Annotated in this window: 18 protein-coding genes; 9 read left to right on the forward strand and 9 right to left on the reverse strand. The window is 47.5% G+C overall.

Annotation, left to right across the window (positions count from 1 at the left end; all coding sequences use genetic code 11):
* Positions 1-182 precede the first annotated feature (182 nt).
* On the reverse strand, positions 183-2,114 hold the full coding sequence (locus tag BMW71_RS06660) for a DUF2207 domain-containing protein (RefSeq protein WP_092171204.1): 1,932 nt from the start codon (positions 2,112-2,114) through the stop codon (positions 183-185).
* 1 nt (position 2,115) lies between these two features.
* Positions 2,116-2,664: a LemA family protein gene (locus BMW71_RS06665; protein WP_092171207.1), complete on the reverse strand. Its 549-nt coding sequence runs from the start codon at positions 2,662-2,664 to the stop codon at positions 2,116-2,118.
* Between the two features lie 324 nt (positions 2,665-2,988).
* Here BMW71_RS06665 and BMW71_RS06670 point away from each other — a divergent pair, with 324 nt between their 5' ends.
* Genes BMW71_RS06670 through BMW71_RS06685 form a run of 4 tightly spaced genes read left to right on the forward strand, consistent with a single transcriptional unit; the run spans position 2,989 to position 5,461 of the window.
* On the forward strand, positions 2,989-3,336 hold the full coding sequence (locus BMW71_RS06670; protein ID WP_092171210.1) for a hypothetical protein: 348 nt from the start codon (positions 2,989-2,991) through the stop codon (positions 3,334-3,336).
* A gap of 41 nt (positions 3,337-3,377) precedes the next feature.
* Entirely contained in the window at positions 3,378-4,055 is a 678-nt protein-coding gene (locus BMW71_RS06675; protein ID WP_092171212.1) for a hypothetical protein, read from the forward strand.
* Positions 4,045-4,827, forward strand: a complete 783-nt coding sequence (locus BMW71_RS06680; RefSeq protein ID WP_092171215.1) for a sensor histidine kinase — start codon at positions 4,045-4,047, stop codon at positions 4,825-4,827. The genes BMW71_RS06675 and BMW71_RS06680 overlap by 11 nt, the downstream gene beginning before the upstream one ends.
* Positions 4,817-5,461, forward strand: coding sequence for a response regulator transcription factor (locus BMW71_RS06685; protein WP_092171217.1), 645 nt, complete (start codon positions 4,817-4,819; stop codon positions 5,459-5,461). The genes BMW71_RS06680 and BMW71_RS06685 overlap by 11 nt, the downstream gene beginning before the upstream one ends.
* A 7-nt stretch (positions 5,462-5,468) precedes the next feature.
* Here the strand turns inward: BMW71_RS06685 and BMW71_RS06690 are convergent, their stop codons facing one another.
* The 4 genes from BMW71_RS06690 to BMW71_RS06705 form a co-directional block, all read right to left on the reverse strand.
* On the reverse strand, positions 5,469-6,131 hold the full coding sequence (locus tag BMW71_RS06690) for a phosphatidylserine decarboxylase family protein (RefSeq protein ID WP_092171220.1): 663 nt from the start codon (positions 6,129-6,131) through the stop codon (positions 5,469-5,471).
* 112 nt (positions 6,132-6,243) lie between these two features.
* Positions 6,244-7,083 (reverse strand): phosphatidate cytidylyltransferase, encoded by an 840-nt coding sequence (locus BMW71_RS06695; RefSeq protein WP_092171223.1) that lies wholly within the window; start codon positions 7,081-7,083, stop codon positions 6,244-6,246.
* Positions 7,067-7,273, reverse strand: a complete 207-nt coding sequence (locus tag BMW71_RS06700; RefSeq protein ID WP_092171225.1) for a putative signal transducing protein — start codon at positions 7,271-7,273, stop codon at positions 7,067-7,069. The genes BMW71_RS06695 and BMW71_RS06700 overlap by 17 nt, the downstream gene beginning before the upstream one ends.
* The gene (locus BMW71_RS06705) at positions 7,266-8,204 is read right to left on the reverse strand and encodes a CPBP family intramembrane glutamic endopeptidase (RefSeq protein ID WP_092171228.1); all 939 of its coding nucleotides are present in this window, start codon (positions 8,202-8,204) and stop codon (positions 7,266-7,268) included. The genes BMW71_RS06700 and BMW71_RS06705 overlap by 8 nt, the downstream gene beginning before the upstream one ends.
* A gap of 148 nt (positions 8,205-8,352) precedes the next feature.
* Between BMW71_RS06705 and dusB the strand changes: the two genes are divergently transcribed.
* From dusB to BMW71_RS06720, 3 genes are all read left to right on the forward strand, one after another.
* Positions 8,353-9,342, forward strand: a complete 990-nt coding sequence (gene dusB / locus BMW71_RS06710; protein ID WP_092171230.1) for a tRNA dihydrouridine synthase DusB — start codon at positions 8,353-8,355, stop codon at positions 9,340-9,342.
* A 51-nt stretch (positions 9,343-9,393) separates the two neighbouring features.
* Positions 9,394-10,308, forward strand: a complete 915-nt coding sequence (locus BMW71_RS06715; protein ID WP_241684862.1) for a DMT family transporter — start codon at positions 9,394-9,396, stop codon at positions 10,306-10,308.
* A 65-nt stretch (positions 10,309-10,373) separates the two neighbouring features.
* Positions 10,374-11,294 (forward strand): mechanosensitive ion channel family protein, encoded by a 921-nt coding sequence (locus tag BMW71_RS06720; protein ID WP_092171233.1) that lies wholly within the window; start codon positions 10,374-10,376, stop codon positions 11,292-11,294.
* A gap of 8 nt (positions 11,295-11,302) precedes the next feature.
* Here the strand turns inward: BMW71_RS06720 and BMW71_RS06725 are convergent, their stop codons facing one another.
* Complete coding sequence (locus BMW71_RS06725) at positions 11,303-12,292, reverse strand: YpdA family putative bacillithiol disulfide reductase (RefSeq protein ID WP_092171236.1); 990 nt, start codon at positions 12,290-12,292, stop codon at positions 11,303-11,305.
* A 43-nt stretch (positions 12,293-12,335) separates the two neighbouring features.
* Positions 12,336-13,088 (reverse strand): NRDE family protein, encoded by a 753-nt coding sequence (locus tag BMW71_RS06730; protein ID WP_092171238.1) that lies wholly within the window; start codon positions 13,086-13,088, stop codon positions 12,336-12,338.
* 139 nt (positions 13,089-13,227) lie between these two features.
* On the opposite strand from BMW71_RS06730, the gene BMW71_RS06735 reads away from it, so the two are divergent.
* On the forward strand, positions 13,228-13,437 hold the full coding sequence (locus BMW71_RS06735) for a BlaI/MecI/CopY family transcriptional regulator (protein ID WP_177179588.1): 210 nt from the start codon (positions 13,228-13,230) through the stop codon (positions 13,435-13,437).
* 51 nt (positions 13,438-13,488) lie between these two features.
* On the opposite strand, the gene BMW71_RS06740 is transcribed toward BMW71_RS06735, so the two are convergent.
* Positions 13,489-14,094, reverse strand: a complete 606-nt coding sequence (locus BMW71_RS06740) for a hypothetical protein (protein ID WP_092171243.1) — start codon at positions 14,092-14,094, stop codon at positions 13,489-13,491.
* Between the two features lie 108 nt (positions 14,095-14,202).
* On the opposite strand from BMW71_RS06740, the gene BMW71_RS06745 reads away from it, so the two are divergent.
* On the forward strand, positions 14,203-14,643 hold the full coding sequence (locus tag BMW71_RS06745) for a hypothetical protein (RefSeq protein WP_092171246.1): 441 nt from the start codon (positions 14,203-14,205) through the stop codon (positions 14,641-14,643).
* The last annotated feature ends 31 nt before the right edge of the window (positions 14,644-14,674 follow it).

A 14,674-nucleotide genomic window follows, 5' to 3' on the forward strand; every position in this document is an offset into this window, starting at 1 on the left:
CTTGACCAACGCAAAGGAAGAAGGGGATATGCAACCTTCTTTTTTTGCATCGGTTCGGGATTTCTAATCACCAACCTGCTGACAGGGCGTGGTTATGCATCCCTGCCAGCGACAAGTGGAAAAATCTGTTTTTAAAAAAAATGTAGGCTTGGATCAACGGATTCAGAGGCGCTGGCACGCGTTTACCAGCCGCCGCCACCGCCGCCACCGCCACCGCCGCCGGAACTACCTCCGCCCCCACTTCCGGACTTCGAACCGGGGGGACTGGAAGAATTGCTAAGGGCGGAGCCAAAGGAATTTCCGAGACTGGACGAAAAACCGGCTAACGATCCCGCCGCAAAGGCAGATCCGGCATACCAGGAGGGACGGTACCGGCGGGTAGCAGTTTTTTCTTCGGACAGCGACGCGAGCTTATTTTCCATGGCTTTGCCCCAGGCTTCGCCTACGTCCAATGCGATGGCATAGGGAAGGAATTTTTCAAACACCTCCGGCGTAACCCCAGGTGGATTGTAGGTTTCCAGCAAGGGTTTCTCGGCAGCATTTAAGTACATGCGAAAGCCTGCGATCTCGTCCATCACTTTTCTGCCTTTTTCGGTAGGGGCCTTCATCAGAAACATAAAGATTGCATTGATCAATCCCAGAACCAGCGCTAAAAGCAGAAAACCGTATGGGAGCTGGGCATCAAAAACAAAAATGAGCACGGCAGGAAAGGCAAGTAGGAATAATAAACTAACTATCTCTCCTATAATCGTTCCGATCTTCACGTATCCGTAGTCCAGGTAATGCATCACCGTCAGGAAGACCTTGCTGAGAAAAGTCAACAGGAAAATGGAAAAAATAAGGCCCATGATCAAAAACACATTTTCTTCTTCCAACGACTGATTGATTGTCGACCTTACGCCAAGGAAGAGCATCAGTAGGGAGATAAGAATGCCTGGAATCAGCCAGGTAGTATTCGTTTTGAAATGGGATTTTTGGAATCGGTCGGATAAATCGTTTTTCAGGCCTTTGAGCGCGCCACCAATTTTTTTATGCTCTTTCTGATTCAAAGAAAGGGTGCGTTCTCCGCCGGAAAACAGGTTGGAGAGGATCGCCAGGTAGCCACTGTTGGTAGTCTCCGTTGCCTCACCTTTTTCCAGCACGTATTTTTTCCTTTTTTCTTCGATGATTTTCAAGTGACCTCCGGTTGCCAATTCGACGATTGCAGCCACGTAGGCTTTGGTATCGAACCCCATTTTGTACAAGTACCGCACAGCTGCTGCATCCAGTCCTTCCGGTACGTCAAAAATTGGATAAATCCCGCCCTTTTCCGGGTCTTTACCCACTCGGTTCCAGGCATAAAAGTAATAAAGCGATGCTGCGATGATGCCGAGTAGCAGCAATAAAATGCCGCCATTATCGCGCAGAAAATCCCCGGTCTTTTCCACCGTACCCGGGGGCTCGATGAGGCCTTTCTGCCAGGAAACCGCCAGGGTAAGCGGTTCACGAGGGCTGAGTGGTTCCGTCACCGCTACGTACAATTCGGTGTCAGATTCCTTTTCAATGTCGCAGGGGCAGTCGGTGTTTCCTACAGGACCCGCGTAGGCGGCAAACTGACCGATTTCGCCACCTTCCGGCAGCACGATTCTTGCCGAAGCCTGATTGATTCGAAAATCCCATTGATCGCCGATGGCATTCCAGTACAGTTCATCGTAGGTATCAAAAAAGCCAATTTGCCGGTTTGTCGTGTATCGGATCGTATAGGTGTATTCGTCGGGATCCAAAAAGGTATTTTCATCTCCGATCCGGACCACCTGATAATCGCCCTGCCGGATGACTTCGTAGGGTTCGTCCCTGCCGTCCTTCTTTACCTCCAGCACATCGAACCCCACCCGCACCTGATTTTCGTACCGATCGCGGTAACGTACGGGGAAACTCCGGAAGATGCCCCGTTTGATGGCATTTCCTGTACTCCTTACCGTGATCTTTTCCGTAACGTCCAGGGAGCCGTCCAGTTGGATGTTGATTTCACTGTGGTACGAAAGGATCTCCTCCTGTTCCTGGGCCATCACCGGCGGATAAAAGGCCAGGCCAAGCAGCAATACCAGTACAAGCACGATGGGTTTTTTTCGCATATTAGTTGAGATTTATTTCGGGAACTGCCCTGTCGGACGCGTCTGTCAGTGCAAAAAAGTCAAATTTTTCAAAACTAAAAATCTTGGCGACAAGATTGGAAGGGAAAGACTCGATTTTGATGTTCAGTTCCCGAACGGTTCCATTGTAATACCTTCTTGACTTTTGCAGCGTGTTTTCGATTTCCGAGAGTTGTTCCTGGAGTTTGAGGAAATTTTTGTCAGCCTTCAATTCGGGATACGCCTCTGCAATTACAAGCAGTCGCTGTAGGGAGCGCCCCAGTTCGGCGGCAGTTTTGGCCTGGTTGGGGATACTTTGGTCGGCGATGGTTTGGTTACGTAGTTTGGTGATATCTTCCAGAAGCTGCTGCTCATGGTTGGCATAGCCTTTTACGGTAGTGACCAGATTGGGAACCAGGTCAGCCCGGCGTTTCAACTGAACGTCAATGCCACTCCATCCTTCACGGGCATTATTTCGTAAGCGGATCAGTCGGTTATAAATGACGATGGTCTGTATCAGGAGAAGACCAAGGACTACTATGGTAACAATCATGTACGGTGCGGGTAAGTATCGGTTTCCAAATAATAAAGTAAAGTATAAAAAATTTTTCGTAAAGAAGAATGGGTAATTGATTTAAGGGGTAATTATTTTAATTAGTGCTCCTATTCCCTTTTAATGGTTCCCCTCACCAAATCTTCGGTTTGTTCGTTACCTGGGCTCGGTTGTCGCAGTAAATTAGCGCGGAGGCAATGGAAGGTGGTGGGGTTTGAGAGGCAGCGGTGCAACAAAAAGGCAGGAATTTTATTTCGGTGGGGAAGGATTAACCGGAAGTTTGGTTAATTTTGATCAACGACAATCACCTAAAGTAAACCATCAATGGACTTAGAGAAATTTGATATTCTGAAACGGAATTACGAAAAATTCATTCAGGAAGCGGAAAAGGCAATCAATCAGGAATCTGCCAAACAGCAGACACGATCAGTCTGGTTTGACAGGCAGACGATTGAAAAGCTTCTGGCGCAAACCGATCCAAAACAAGGAGGTATCAAGATTTACCTGGGTATGTACGACGAACGCACTGTATCCGAAAGAGACGATGCCGAACGCGCTTCCGATTATATCGGGAAATTGACGGTAGTTCTTACTGCCTCGAATGTGAACCAAGATCCGGGGCAGGAAACCATGATTGTAAATGGGGGTAAGGTTTGTCCTCCTGACTGCTAGGAGTCCTCCAAGAACGAATTCAATTCAACGTTTCTTTCGCCATGACAATCGCTGTATACCTTTCCTGTATTGGGGTGGGATTGCTGTGCTCGCTCTTATACTTCCCTGTACGGAAGATACAAACCGAAGATAAGCGAGCCCATGCTTACATTTTTTTCATCATTTTATATGTGTTGACCTTTGAGTTATACGCCTATTACCTGGTGCAAAATGGGCAGAAAAACGTATTGGTATACAATATCTTCTTTGTTTGTGGAGAGACCTTGTTGATTTTGGTCTATTTGAAGTCGCTGGTGGATGTGCCCTTGGTGAAAAAGCGGATTGACCAATTCATGCTTTTATTTGTTGCATGGGCCCTTGTAAACAGTGTTTTTTTTCAAAACCCGTCTCAACTCTTTCAGCAATATACCCACTTGCTTGGAAGTTTTGGGATCGTAGTGGTGAGTTGTTACCTGCTGTACCGCATCTTTCTTTTGGAGGGTTTTTGGGACAAGCCCCTGCTTGGCGTACCTCATTTTTGGAACATTGCTGCCATTCTTCTTTTTTATTGCCCGAATTTTATTTATTTCGGAGCGTTGAATATTCTCTGGGATATTGACAAATGGTACCTGACCGTGTTGGCCTCCATGAACCGAATTTTTGCGGCCATGCTTTACCTGATTTTTGGCCTTTCGTTTTATTCTTCTTTTATCTTTTCGGCGAATCGAAATGGAAGATAATGCCTTGCCTACGTTTTTGGCCATCCTTACCGGAGTGGTGCTGATGGTGATCATGGCGGTATTTATCGTTACCATCGTCATTGTCCACCGGCAGCGGCAGATCAAAAATCGGCATCGAATCCAACTCCTCAAGGCGGACTACGAAAACACCATTCTGAATGCGGAAAAGGAGATGCGCGAACAGACCCTGCTTTTTGTCAGTCAGGAGTTGCACGACAATATCGGACAATTGCTCTCGCTTGCGAAATTGGTGTTGAATAATCCGGATGGGTCGGGACTGTACGAAGGAAAAAAATTGATTAATCAGATTATCCGGGAGGTTCGGAGCTTGTCCAGGTCCATTAATAAGGATTACCTCAACGCCTTAAAATTTGAAGATTTTCTGACCGATGAGCTGGGCAAGATCGAAAAAAGCGGTTTCTGTAAGACCGCTTTTGAAAAGACGAGCGATTACTTTGACAGGCTAGAGGGGGACAAGAAATTGGTTGTGATCCGGATGGTACAGGAATGCCTGAATAATGCCATGAAACACGCATCTCCTAAGTTGATTTCCATTCACCTTGTGGAGGAAGGCGGAATCCCCACGCTACTTATACGGGACGACGGCGTTGGGTTTGATACAGCCAATGCATCCTCCGGGTTGGGAATAAAAAACCTTAAATCCAGAATTAAAGCAATCAATGGTCAGGTAGAGGTGGTTTCGGCCAGCAACGAGGGGACCCAAATAAAAATCCAACTGGAGGAATCAATCGAGGCTAACGATGACAACTAAAACCAAAATCGTCCTGGCAGACGACCACAAGTTATTCGCAGCAGGTATCGAAAACCTGTTGTCCAGAGAGGAAGACTTTCAGGTAGAAGGGGTTTACCATAATGGGAAGGAACTGTTGGAAGCCTTGGAAACGATCAAAGCAGATTTGCTCATTACGGATATGAACATGCCGGGGCTCAATGGGCTCGGAATTCTGCAACACATCAAGAAGAAGCGCTGGAAAATAAAAACCATCGTGCTTTCCATGTACGACGAAGAAGAAATTTTTAAAAAATGTATACAGCAGGGAGTAGACGCCTACGTGCTGAAAAATGCCGATCCCGACGAATTGATTTTTACCATCCGGGAAGTGATGGAAGAAAGGTACCTGGCGAATTTTGAGCAAGTATTGAAACAAGCGGAGGAAGACGAATTCGACCAATACGATCACTTCAAAACAGCCTTCAAGCTATCAAAACGCGAGTTGGAAATCCTTAAATGGATTGCCCGTGGGAAAAGTAATAAGGAAATCGCGGACCAGCTGTACCTGAGTGTGTTCACGGTCGAAACCCACCGAAAACACCTTCACCGGAAGCTGGAAGTGTCTTCCATGGCAGAATTGGTGAAAAAAGCCCTGGAAATGGGTCTGGGCTGAGGAATGCTTAGGATTTAAGACGGGCAATTGGGGTGATGCCAGCCTTTGTCTTTTGGTTTACCGTTACCAATATCTCAGCATCCAGCGGGAGAAACAGATCCACTCTGGAACCAAATTTTATAAAACCAAATTCGTGCCCCTGCACCACGGGATCGCCCTCATTTACGTACCACTTGATGCGCCTGGCCATGGCTCCGGCTATTTGCCGAACCATCAGTAGCAGCCCGGAGGGATGCTCCAATACCAGAGAGGTTCGTTCGTTTTCGGTGCTTGATTTCGGATGCCAGGCCACCAGGTACTTTCCCGGATGGTATTTAACGTATTTGACCAGGCCAGTCATGGGAGACCGGTTGACGTGCACGTTTATGGGGGACATGAACACCGATACCTGAATCCGGTCTTCCTGTAAGTATTCGTCCTCGCGCGTTTTTTCGATGGTCACCACTTTTCCATCTGCAGCTGCATAAATCAACGCGGGGTCATCGGGCATGGGGATGGCCGGGTTTCGAAAAAACTGCAAAACGGCCAGGTAGCCAACAATGCTTCCCAGCATCGTCAGGTTTAACAGTAACTCTCTGTCGGGTAAAACCTGATGCAGCAGGATATTAACTGCGGCCAGTATAAAGAGTAGCCAAAATAATAGCGATCTTCCTTCTTTATGAATGGTCATGAGCGAGCAACTTTGATTCAACTGCGCCGGCGTCAGTCAGCAATTATTGGCTGCCAGCGAGCGCAGGGTGTGGAATAATGTTTTACAATATTAGGATTTTTTCAGGTAAGAATTAAAATATTTTCAAAAATGCTACGATAAACGGCGTAGATAAAAGCAAACCATCAAATCGATCCATAAAGCCTCCGTGTCCGGGAAGCCCTTTTCCCGAGTCTTTGATGGCAATGCTCCGTTTAAAAAGGGATTCGATCAGGTCGCCATACGTACCTGCAATGATGATAATGGTCATGATACAAAACCACTGCCACTCCGGCAGGACAGTGAAATTTTTCGAAATGAAATAGGTGACGACAATCGCTGTAAATGCCCCTCCAAGGCTCCCTTCCCAGGATTTTTTTGGTGACACCCGTTCAAAAAGCTTCGTTTTTCCAAATTTCGTTCCGGCAAAATACGCGCCTGAATCACTTGCCCATAAGATCAGCAAAGAACCGATAACAATTTCGAAATGAAACGTATTGTCTACCGAAAAGGCCGCAACCGTCAACAGGGAAAAGGGAATGGCCACGTAAAAGATCCCCAAAATCGTGTAGGCAATTCCCGTAAATGGCTTTTTGTCCGACTTTCGGTACAGTTTGATAAAAAAGATCATGGACAGCAGCGGAAATACCAGAAAGTAGTAGGCAATGGGAATGATTTTCATTTCCTCCAAAAAGGTAAACGCAAAGATTAATAATCCCACAAAGGTCCCAAAACTTTTCAAGGGCAACATTCCGTCCAGGCCCGATAGCTTGTAAAACTCCATTTGTGTGAAGCCGAGCAGAATGGCAAACACGAAGAAATACGCCCATTCGCTAAAAATGGTGCTGCCGATAATCACCGCAGCGCCAATCAGCGCGGTAATGACTCGCTGTGCCAGGTTGCTATAATTGCTGATGCTAAAACGAGATCTCATTCTCAACGATAGTTATAGCCCGGATGGCTTCGTCAGCAGAAACCATCACCTCTATGCTGCCGTGAATTTTGTACACGGGATCCTTTTTATTCAGGATGACGGCCACGATACCCTTTTCTTCCAAAACCCCCTTGACAATTTCAGCCCGGATCGGAGAATCAGATTCAAAAATTTTTTGCCATTTACGCATGTGTTTGGGTTTTTTGCCGGCTCAGAAACCGTTTCCAGGAAAGCAGAAAGACGACCCCGCCAATAAGGACGTATTCCCAGTGTAGTTCGGTCGCATTTTCCATGTCGTAGTCGATCAAATTCAATTTGTTGAAATAGACCAGAAATAGGGTAAAGGTATTGTTTAGTATATGGGCCAGAATGGGAAAAACCAACGTTCCGGAATACAGATACAGGTAGCCAAACAATGCGCCGAGCATCATCCTGGGTAGGAACCCGTAAAACTGAAAGTGGATAGCCGAAAAGATAAGTGCTGTAAGCCAAACGGCAAGGTGGGCGTTTTGGGTATAGGCATGCATTTTTGGTTGGACGATTCCCCTAAAAAGATATTCTTCCCCAATGCCCGCCAATACACCGATCACCAAAATGCCCATGAGCAACTCCCCGGTACTGGCAAAATCGGTCAGGTAAAGGGTCAACTCCATCAACTGGTCCTCCTTTTCCCGAAGTAGGGTCTCCAAACCCTTCCATGCTTCCGGAAACTCCATGTTCATGTTGAGGTACACCCACAGGGAATTAAACAACACAAACCCAATCAGAATGGGAAACACCAACCCGATTTCGTGCAGTTTTTCCGGGCTAAACTGCCGGGAAAGCCGCATGGTTTTTTTGTCTACCAGCCGGATAAACAGCCAACCACCCAACCAGAAAGCCAAACCTCCCCCTAAGCCTTGTATGAACAGGAAGGCCATTCGCCCGTTTGGATGATTCAATGTTCCACTCAAAAGTGCGGGTAACTGATCAAAGCCAATTCCAAATAAGAAAGGAATCAGCCCGACAGCCAGGGTTTGAAGGATGGCGAGGGCGCCAAATACAAGTAAAACCAAAACCGAAAAGGAAAGCAACCAGTGCTGCCTCACCTGATACCCCGGTTGATGTTCGTAGATTTCCATAGACAGCTTAAATTTACATGAAATAGCCTGTACCACAAGCCGGTTTAGTGATTTGCGTGTAAATTAAGTACCGGAAAAATGCCCGAATAACGGCTAACGGTATTGATTTTCAAGGAAAAACACTCATTTTTGCATAAAATTTTAGCACGTGATTAAAATCGGAGATTTGAATCTGGGGGAATTCCCACTCTTGCTGGCCCCCATGGAGGATGTAAGCGATCCGCCGTTTCGGGCCGTGTGTAAAGCCAATGGGGCGGATCTCATGTACACGGAGTTTATAAGTTCGGAAGGACTGATTCGGGATGCAGCCAAATCCGTCCAAAAGTTAGATATTTACGACTACGAAAAACCTATAGGGATCCAAATATTTGGGAATGAAATCGCTTCCATGAGAGAGGCTGCGGCAATTGCAGAAGCAGCCGGACCCGACATATTGGATATCAACTATGGCTGCCCGGTAAATAAGGTAGCTTGCAAAGGGGCAGGGGCAGGGATTTTGCTGGACATCGACAAAATGGTGTCCATGACCGCCGAGATCGTAAAGGCCGTTTCCATTCCCGTCACTGTTAAAACCAGATTGGGCTGGGATGAAAACACCATTCGGATAGAGGAAGTTACCGAGCGATTGCAGGATGTGGGCATACAAGCCATTAGCATACACGCCCGGACGCGAAAGCAGATGTACAAAGGCGAAGCCAATTGGGAATACCTGTCAGCCGTCAAAAGCAATCCACGAATTACTATTCCGGTATTTGGTAATGGAGACGTAGACAGCCCGGAAAAAGCGAAAAGCTACCGCGACAGGTACGGTGTGGACGGTATCATGATCGGACGAGCGGCTATCGGCTATCCCTGGATTTTCAATGAAATCAAGCATTATTTTGCTACCGGTCAGCTGCTGGAAGGGCCGGATCTGGAAGAACGTGTCAGGGTAGCCAAAAGGCATTTGGATTTTTCCGTGGAATGGAAAGGCGAGAAATTAGGCTTGCTCGAAATGCGCAGGCATTATACGAATTATTTCAGGGGTCTTCCCCATTTCAAACCGTACCGCACCGCTTTGGTCACCAATGAATCCTATGCCGAGACCTGCGAACTTCTGGAAGAAATAGCACGGGTATTTACTGATGCAGAATTGTAAACCTCCGTTTTTCTGAAAAATAGCTGCCCGTGAAATCGAACCCGCTTGTACATGCCTGATGCCACCAGTGAAAGCCAGTTAAAACAGTGGGCAATGCTGGTATTGCTGGCATTAATCTGGGGAAGTTCGTTTATTTTGATTAAAAAAGCCCTTTTGGTGTTTTCTGCCGGAGAAGTGGGCGCATTTCGGATCGTGATGGCGGGGACGGTGCTGCTTCCTTTTGCCATACCTCAGATCAAATTGCTACAAAAAAAGCAATTGACCTACCTACTGACCATTGGTTTTGTCGGTAGTTTTATTCCCGCATTTCTCTTTGCTACTGCCCAGACCAATCTTTCCAGTTCCCTGGCCGGTGTGATCAATGCCCTTACCCCCTTGATGGTGGTGGCGGTTGGAGCCTTTTTCTTTCAGGCACGGATTACGCTAAGAAATGCCATTGGCTTGCTGATCGCCTTCGTCGGAGTCGGAATCCTGGTCGTGGCGGGAGGGGAAGGTACCGGCACGGAACTGTTCTCGACCATGAATCTGTACGGATTACTCGTGGTAGCAGCCACCATTTGTTACGGACTCAATGTGAACATTATCAAATTTCGGGTTCAGGAAATCGAAGCGAAAGGGATTACTTCCGTTTCGCTCATGATGGTATTGCCCCTTGCGGCAATCTATTTGTGGGGGTTTACGGACTTTTCCTTCAAACTGCTACACGTCGAAGGGGCCTGGAAAGCGGCGGGATACGTCGCCGCATTGGGAATCGTTGGTACCGCTGCTGCCCTGGTGCTCTTTAACGCCATGGTGAAACTTGTTACCCCGGTTTTTGCCAGTTCGGTAACCTATCTGGTACCTATGGTAGCGCTGTTTTGGGGAGTCCTCGACGGGGAACGATTGTTTCCATTCCATTACCTGGGAATTCTTGCCGTCATTCTGGGGGTATGGCTTGGCAACCGAAAACCCAAATCTCCAAAATAATTCCTTCCCAGGCGTTGAATTATTGCCATATATTTGCCTAGTTTGACTTTCTTTAGTGAACCGCCATGTTTGACAATTTCCTGAACTTTGATATTGACACCACGCTGCGAAACAGGATTCTCCAGACCCTGCTGATCGTATTTATCATGTGGCTCATCAACAAGGTTTCCGTACGGCTGATCTACCGGGGTGATGCCGTAGAACTCAGGAGGCAGTATCACTGGAGAAAAGTCATCGAATATACCTCCTTTATCATCGGGATTCTGATCATTGGCAATCTCTGGATCAATAATTTTCAGTCCGTTACCACGTTTTTTGGGCTATTGTCCGCAGGCATTGCCATCGCATTGAAAGATATATTTGTCAATATTGCCGGATGGGCCTTTATCTACCTGCGCAAGCCCTTTGATGTAGGCGACCGGATTCAAATAGGCGAGGTGCAGGGGGACGTGATCGATTTACGTCTTTTTCAGTTTTCATTGCTGGAAATCGGCAATTGGGTGGAAGCCGACCAAAGTACCGGCCGGGTGATCCACGTGCCCAATGGAAAAGTGTTTTTGGACGCCCAGGCCAATTATTCAACGGGTTTCAACTACATCTGGAACGAGCAAAAGATTTATATCACCCTTCGAAGTGATTTCAAAAAAGCAAAAGCCATTTTGCTGGACATTCTGAACGAGCATTTGAAAGAGGATCTACGGTTAGCAGAAAAAGTTTTTAAGAAAGCCAAGCAGGACCACCTCATCGTGTACAAGCAATTTACCCCCATGATCTTTACTAAAATCACCGAACGGGGGATTCAGCTTTCCATGCGCTACCTCTGCGACCCAAAAAAAAGGCGGATGTTTGAACACGCCATCACGGAAAGTATCCTCGAAAAACTTGGACCTGAGGACAATATACGCATTGCTTACCCTACATCCACGGTACTATTGCACCAGGATAAGGTACATCCCGACACCCATCCGGATTCCCGGAAACGCTAATCAATGCGTTACTTTTCGACGCCTGAAGGCGTTTGCTTCTTTTTCACGATATCCGCTATGATGGATTGGGCATGGACGATGGTGTTTTCAATAAAAAACTCCCGCGTATTTAATCCACCACACACCACTCCGGCAAGGTAAAGCCCGGGCACATTGGATTCCTGGCTCTCCGCATCGTAGCAAGGCTGACGCTTTTCGTCCAAGCTGAGTTGCACGCCCAATTGGTCCAATAGGGCAAAATTTGGTTTGTATCCCGTCATGGCCAATACAAAATCGTTTGCTACCGACACCTCTCCTTCAGGCGTCTGAAGAAGGACTTCATTTTCCCTAATTTCTTTGATCGTGGTACTGAAATACCCCTTAATGGAACCTTCCTTGATCCGGTTTTCGATATCTGGCAAGACCCAGTATTTAACTGTTTGATCAATTTGGGGCTTCATCACGACCATGGTTACCTCCGCACCTTTACGCCAGGTTTCCAGGGCAACGTCCACTGCAGAGTTTCCCCCTCCGACCACGATTATTTTCTGCCCGATATAGGGCCATGGTTCTTTGTAATAATGGGTTACTTTCGGAAGGTCTTCCCCGGGCACATTCATGGTATTGGGCAAATCGTAAAAACCGGTGGCTACCACCAGCTTTTCGGCCAAATAGGTTCCTTTCGAGGTATGTACCAAAAAGCTTTCCTCGGTTTTTTCCAATGTTTGCACCTCCTCATACAAGTGGATTAACAGCCCATAATGCCGGACGATTCGCCGGTAGTATTCCAGCGCCTCAGGCCGCGTAGGCTTGTTTGCGATGGACATAAAAGGAATATCTCCCATTTCCAGTTTTTCCGAGGTGGAAAAAAAAGTCATGTTCACCGGATAGTTAAAAATCGAATTGGTCAGCACCCCTTTTTCGATGATAAGGTAATTTAGGCCATTTTTTTGGGCTTCAATCCCGCAGGCCAATCCGATCGGCCCGGCGCCGATTATCAGTAACTCCAACTTTTTCATATACATACAAACAGGAAATGGAACGCATAGTTCCGGTATACCACTAATAAAGGCGAAAGGCACATTCCGTTACCTCTCGTTCCGGAACGGTGCGTACCTCTCGTAACCGGACCTCGCCTAGCCGATCCCACAGCAAGGCCGAGGTATTGACCGTTCCGTAATAGTCGTCTACCCGGATAAACTGCGCCGAAACCGCCTTTTCCAATTCCTGCGTTAATCCCGTGGCAGGCAGCTGTTCCTCCGCTGCCAATTCGGTAGACTGCAGCAGCCCCTGCAAATCGTCCATTTCCGGCGTCTTTTTTGCCAGCAACTCCTGAAACTGACTCCTGGCCTTCGTTACCTTCGGCCAGGGACTGTCAAGCAAGGCATTTGAAATCGCATGGACGCCAGGGTCTACCAGTTCAATGCCCTTGCCATAGTTGGACAATACGTACAGGTTTTCCATATCGGCTACGAGCAAGTTAAATCCGTTGTATTCGTCTTGAATCGCTTCTACCTTTTTCAAATAGTCTTTCGGACCTTCGCTACTAGTCAGAAACCCGGTAACCAATTCACCTCTGGATCGTTGGCGCGGAATCTCGTTACGAATATCCCGGTAATTGGTCAGGGCCGCAAACCTTCCGGAGGGATGAAAACCCAGCCAGGTACCGCCTTCCTTCAGGTCTTTGCCGGCATAGATGCCGCTTTCCCACTGATGCAGCGATTGCGTAGGGCGATTGAAGTACTCGTCACGATTGGCTACCAAAATCAATCGGTATTTTGGATGGGCATTCCAACTAAAAGATATCAGACACATGCCGCAAAATACGGAAGGACGACCTTATGGAAAAATCAATTAGCAGGAATTTTTCATCTATTTCACTACGAAAATAATTGTATGTCGTTCGAAATACAAGATGAGTCGTGTGTATTGCCTGCGAAATAAATCGCATAAAATGATGCTAGAAAGACCGAACGGTGCAGAACTGGAAGTTTTGGCTATAGTATGGGAGATGGAGACAGCCAGCGTCCGCCAGGTATACGAGCGAGTGGGCCGGGAAAAACAAACCGGATCCACCATCCCGAAGACTGGGCAAAACACGCATGCGAAAGGCCTGCTGGCCAGGAACGAAAAAAAGCGCAACGCAGAAAGGCCATTTCCCTAATTTTCAAAAAGGAAGCGCTAAGCTAGCTCCCGAGATGCGCAAAAAACAAAGCTACAGGCGAAAAATCCAGGCAGGATAGCCCGATGAATGGTCAAGGGACAGTTCCGAGCAAAGAGGCGCCAGGGCAAGGAATTGTTCTACCTCTGCCTGACCGACGCCGCCAAATCCTTCCAAGCCAAAGGTAAAATACGCACAGTCCCGCCAGTTTAGCGCAGTGTACTCCATCTGAATTCCCCGAGGCAGGTAGCTTTCATACGGATGCACTTCCCATGCGCCGGTTTCAGACAGGGTGAATTTTAGGGCCCATCGTTTTTTCCGGATGGAAATTGAATTCAGGTACCCCTGCTGCTCGATTCCATTTTCCACCACCCATTTGTCCCAAATTTCCAGGTAACCGGCCTGCGAATCGTGGAAAAAAAGTGGAAGCCCGGATTGCCTTCGTTTCTTTAGCTCGTTTTCTCCTTCGCGGGTTTTTAATCCCAGATCCTCCCTGCCGGGAATGGGGTAGTACACATCCGTTCGTGTTTCCGGCAACGGCTTCAAACGAAAGGCTGCCAGCACAAAGGCCTTCAATTCGGGAACAGGTTTTGAAAAAAACCAACGTATTTCCAGGCTGGACGAATCGGGTGGCATAGCGGAAAGGGTATCGAGTTGCATGTGTTTCGGCGGCTGTTCTTACGTAAAACTTGAAGTCTCCACAAAATATTGTGGCTGCAGAGATGCTTTTTCGAGTGTATACGTTAGGTACCACCTCGCTTTGCGGGAGTGAGCTTTGAAAGTGGTTTCGGACTGCTGGGTAATTACCTATCCCGACAGGATTTTATCTACGAGTTTGAAAATAATTCCGAACTGGAGTATCGGTATGCCTCGGACCCTGTACGCCAATTTACAATCAGTCATTTACGACTGGGCCTTGGGACCAATTACCTGTTGGCCAGGCGGTGGAAATTGTTTTTGCGAAGTCAATACTGGTTGCCGGTGGCGCGTACGGGCCTTTTAGAAGATCGTACCCATGGAGTGGAAGCTGGAGTTGGCGTGAATTTTATGCTCAGAAAACGAATTAATCCCCTACCGCCAGGAAACTGCAAGGAGTGCCCCAGCGAGCTGAATTCGTACCCCCAGTGGCTTATCCAGGGGGAGTTGTCCGGTGCCAGTTTCTTCGGGTGCAGCCGCTTCAACGGCGCCTTAATGAATACCAGGGCTTGAAAAAAAAACCACCCTGCACCGATGGGTACAG

The organism is Cyclobacterium xiamenense (genome assembly GCF_900109255.1).
Classification (GTDB): Bacteria; Bacteroidota; Bacteroidia; order Cytophagales; family Cyclobacteriaceae; genus Cyclobacterium; species Cyclobacterium xiamenense.

Excerpts from the sequence above, each read along its gene's own strand:
- BMW71_RS06660 (WP_092171204.1), bottom strand. The coding sequence starts at position 2,114 with ATGCGAAAAAAACCCATCGTGCTTGTACTGGTATTGCTGCTTGGCCTG.
- BMW71_RS06665 (WP_092171207.1), bottom strand. The coding sequence starts at position 2,664 with ATGATTGTTACCATAGTAGTCCTTGGTCTTCTCCTGATACAGACCATC.
- BMW71_RS06670 (WP_092171210.1), top strand. The coding sequence starts at position 2,989 with ATGGACTTAGAGAAATTTGATATTCTGAAACGGAATTACGAAAAATTC.
- BMW71_RS06675 (WP_092171212.1), top strand. The coding sequence starts at position 3,378 with ATGACAATCGCTGTATACCTTTCCTGTATTGGGGTGGGATTGCTGTGC.
- BMW71_RS06680 (WP_092171215.1), top strand. The coding sequence starts at position 4,045 with ATGGAAGATAATGCCTTGCCTACGTTTTTGGCCATCCTTACCGGAGTG.
- BMW71_RS06685 (WP_092171217.1), top strand. The coding sequence starts at position 4,817 with ATGACAACTAAAACCAAAATCGTCCTGGCAGACGACCACAAGTTATTC.
- BMW71_RS06690 (WP_092171220.1), bottom strand. The coding sequence starts at position 6,131 with ATGACCATTCATAAAGAAGGAAGATCGCTATTATTTTGGCTACTCTTT.
- BMW71_RS06695 (WP_092171223.1), bottom strand. The coding sequence starts at position 7,083 with ATGAGATCTCGTTTTAGCATCAGCAATTATAGCAACCTGGCACAGCGA.
- BMW71_RS06700 (WP_092171225.1), bottom strand. The coding sequence starts at position 7,273 with ATGCGTAAATGGCAAAAAATTTTTGAATCTGATTCTCCGATCCGGGCT.
- BMW71_RS06705 (WP_092171228.1), bottom strand. The coding sequence starts at position 8,204 with ATGGAAATCTACGAACATCAACCGGGGTATCAGGTGAGGCAGCACTGG.
- BMW71_RS06715 (WP_241684862.1), top strand. The coding sequence starts at position 9,394 with ATGCCTGATGCCACCAGTGAAAGCCAGTTAAAACAGTGGGCAATGCTG.
- BMW71_RS06720 (WP_092171233.1), top strand. The coding sequence starts at position 10,374 with ATGTTTGACAATTTCCTGAACTTTGATATTGACACCACGCTGCGAAAC.
- BMW71_RS06725 (WP_092171236.1), bottom strand. The coding sequence starts at position 12,292 with ATGAAAAAGTTGGAGTTACTGATAATCGGCGCCGGGCCGATCGGATTG.
- BMW71_RS06730 (WP_092171238.1), bottom strand. The coding sequence starts at position 13,088 with ATGTGTCTGATATCTTTTAGTTGGAATGCCCATCCAAAATACCGATTG.
- BMW71_RS06735 (WP_177179588.1), top strand. The coding sequence starts at position 13,228 with ATGATGCTAGAAAGACCGAACGGTGCAGAACTGGAAGTTTTGGCTATA.
- BMW71_RS06740 (WP_092171243.1), bottom strand. The coding sequence starts at position 14,094 with ATGCAACTCGATACCCTTTCCGCTATGCCACCCGATTCGTCCAGCCTG.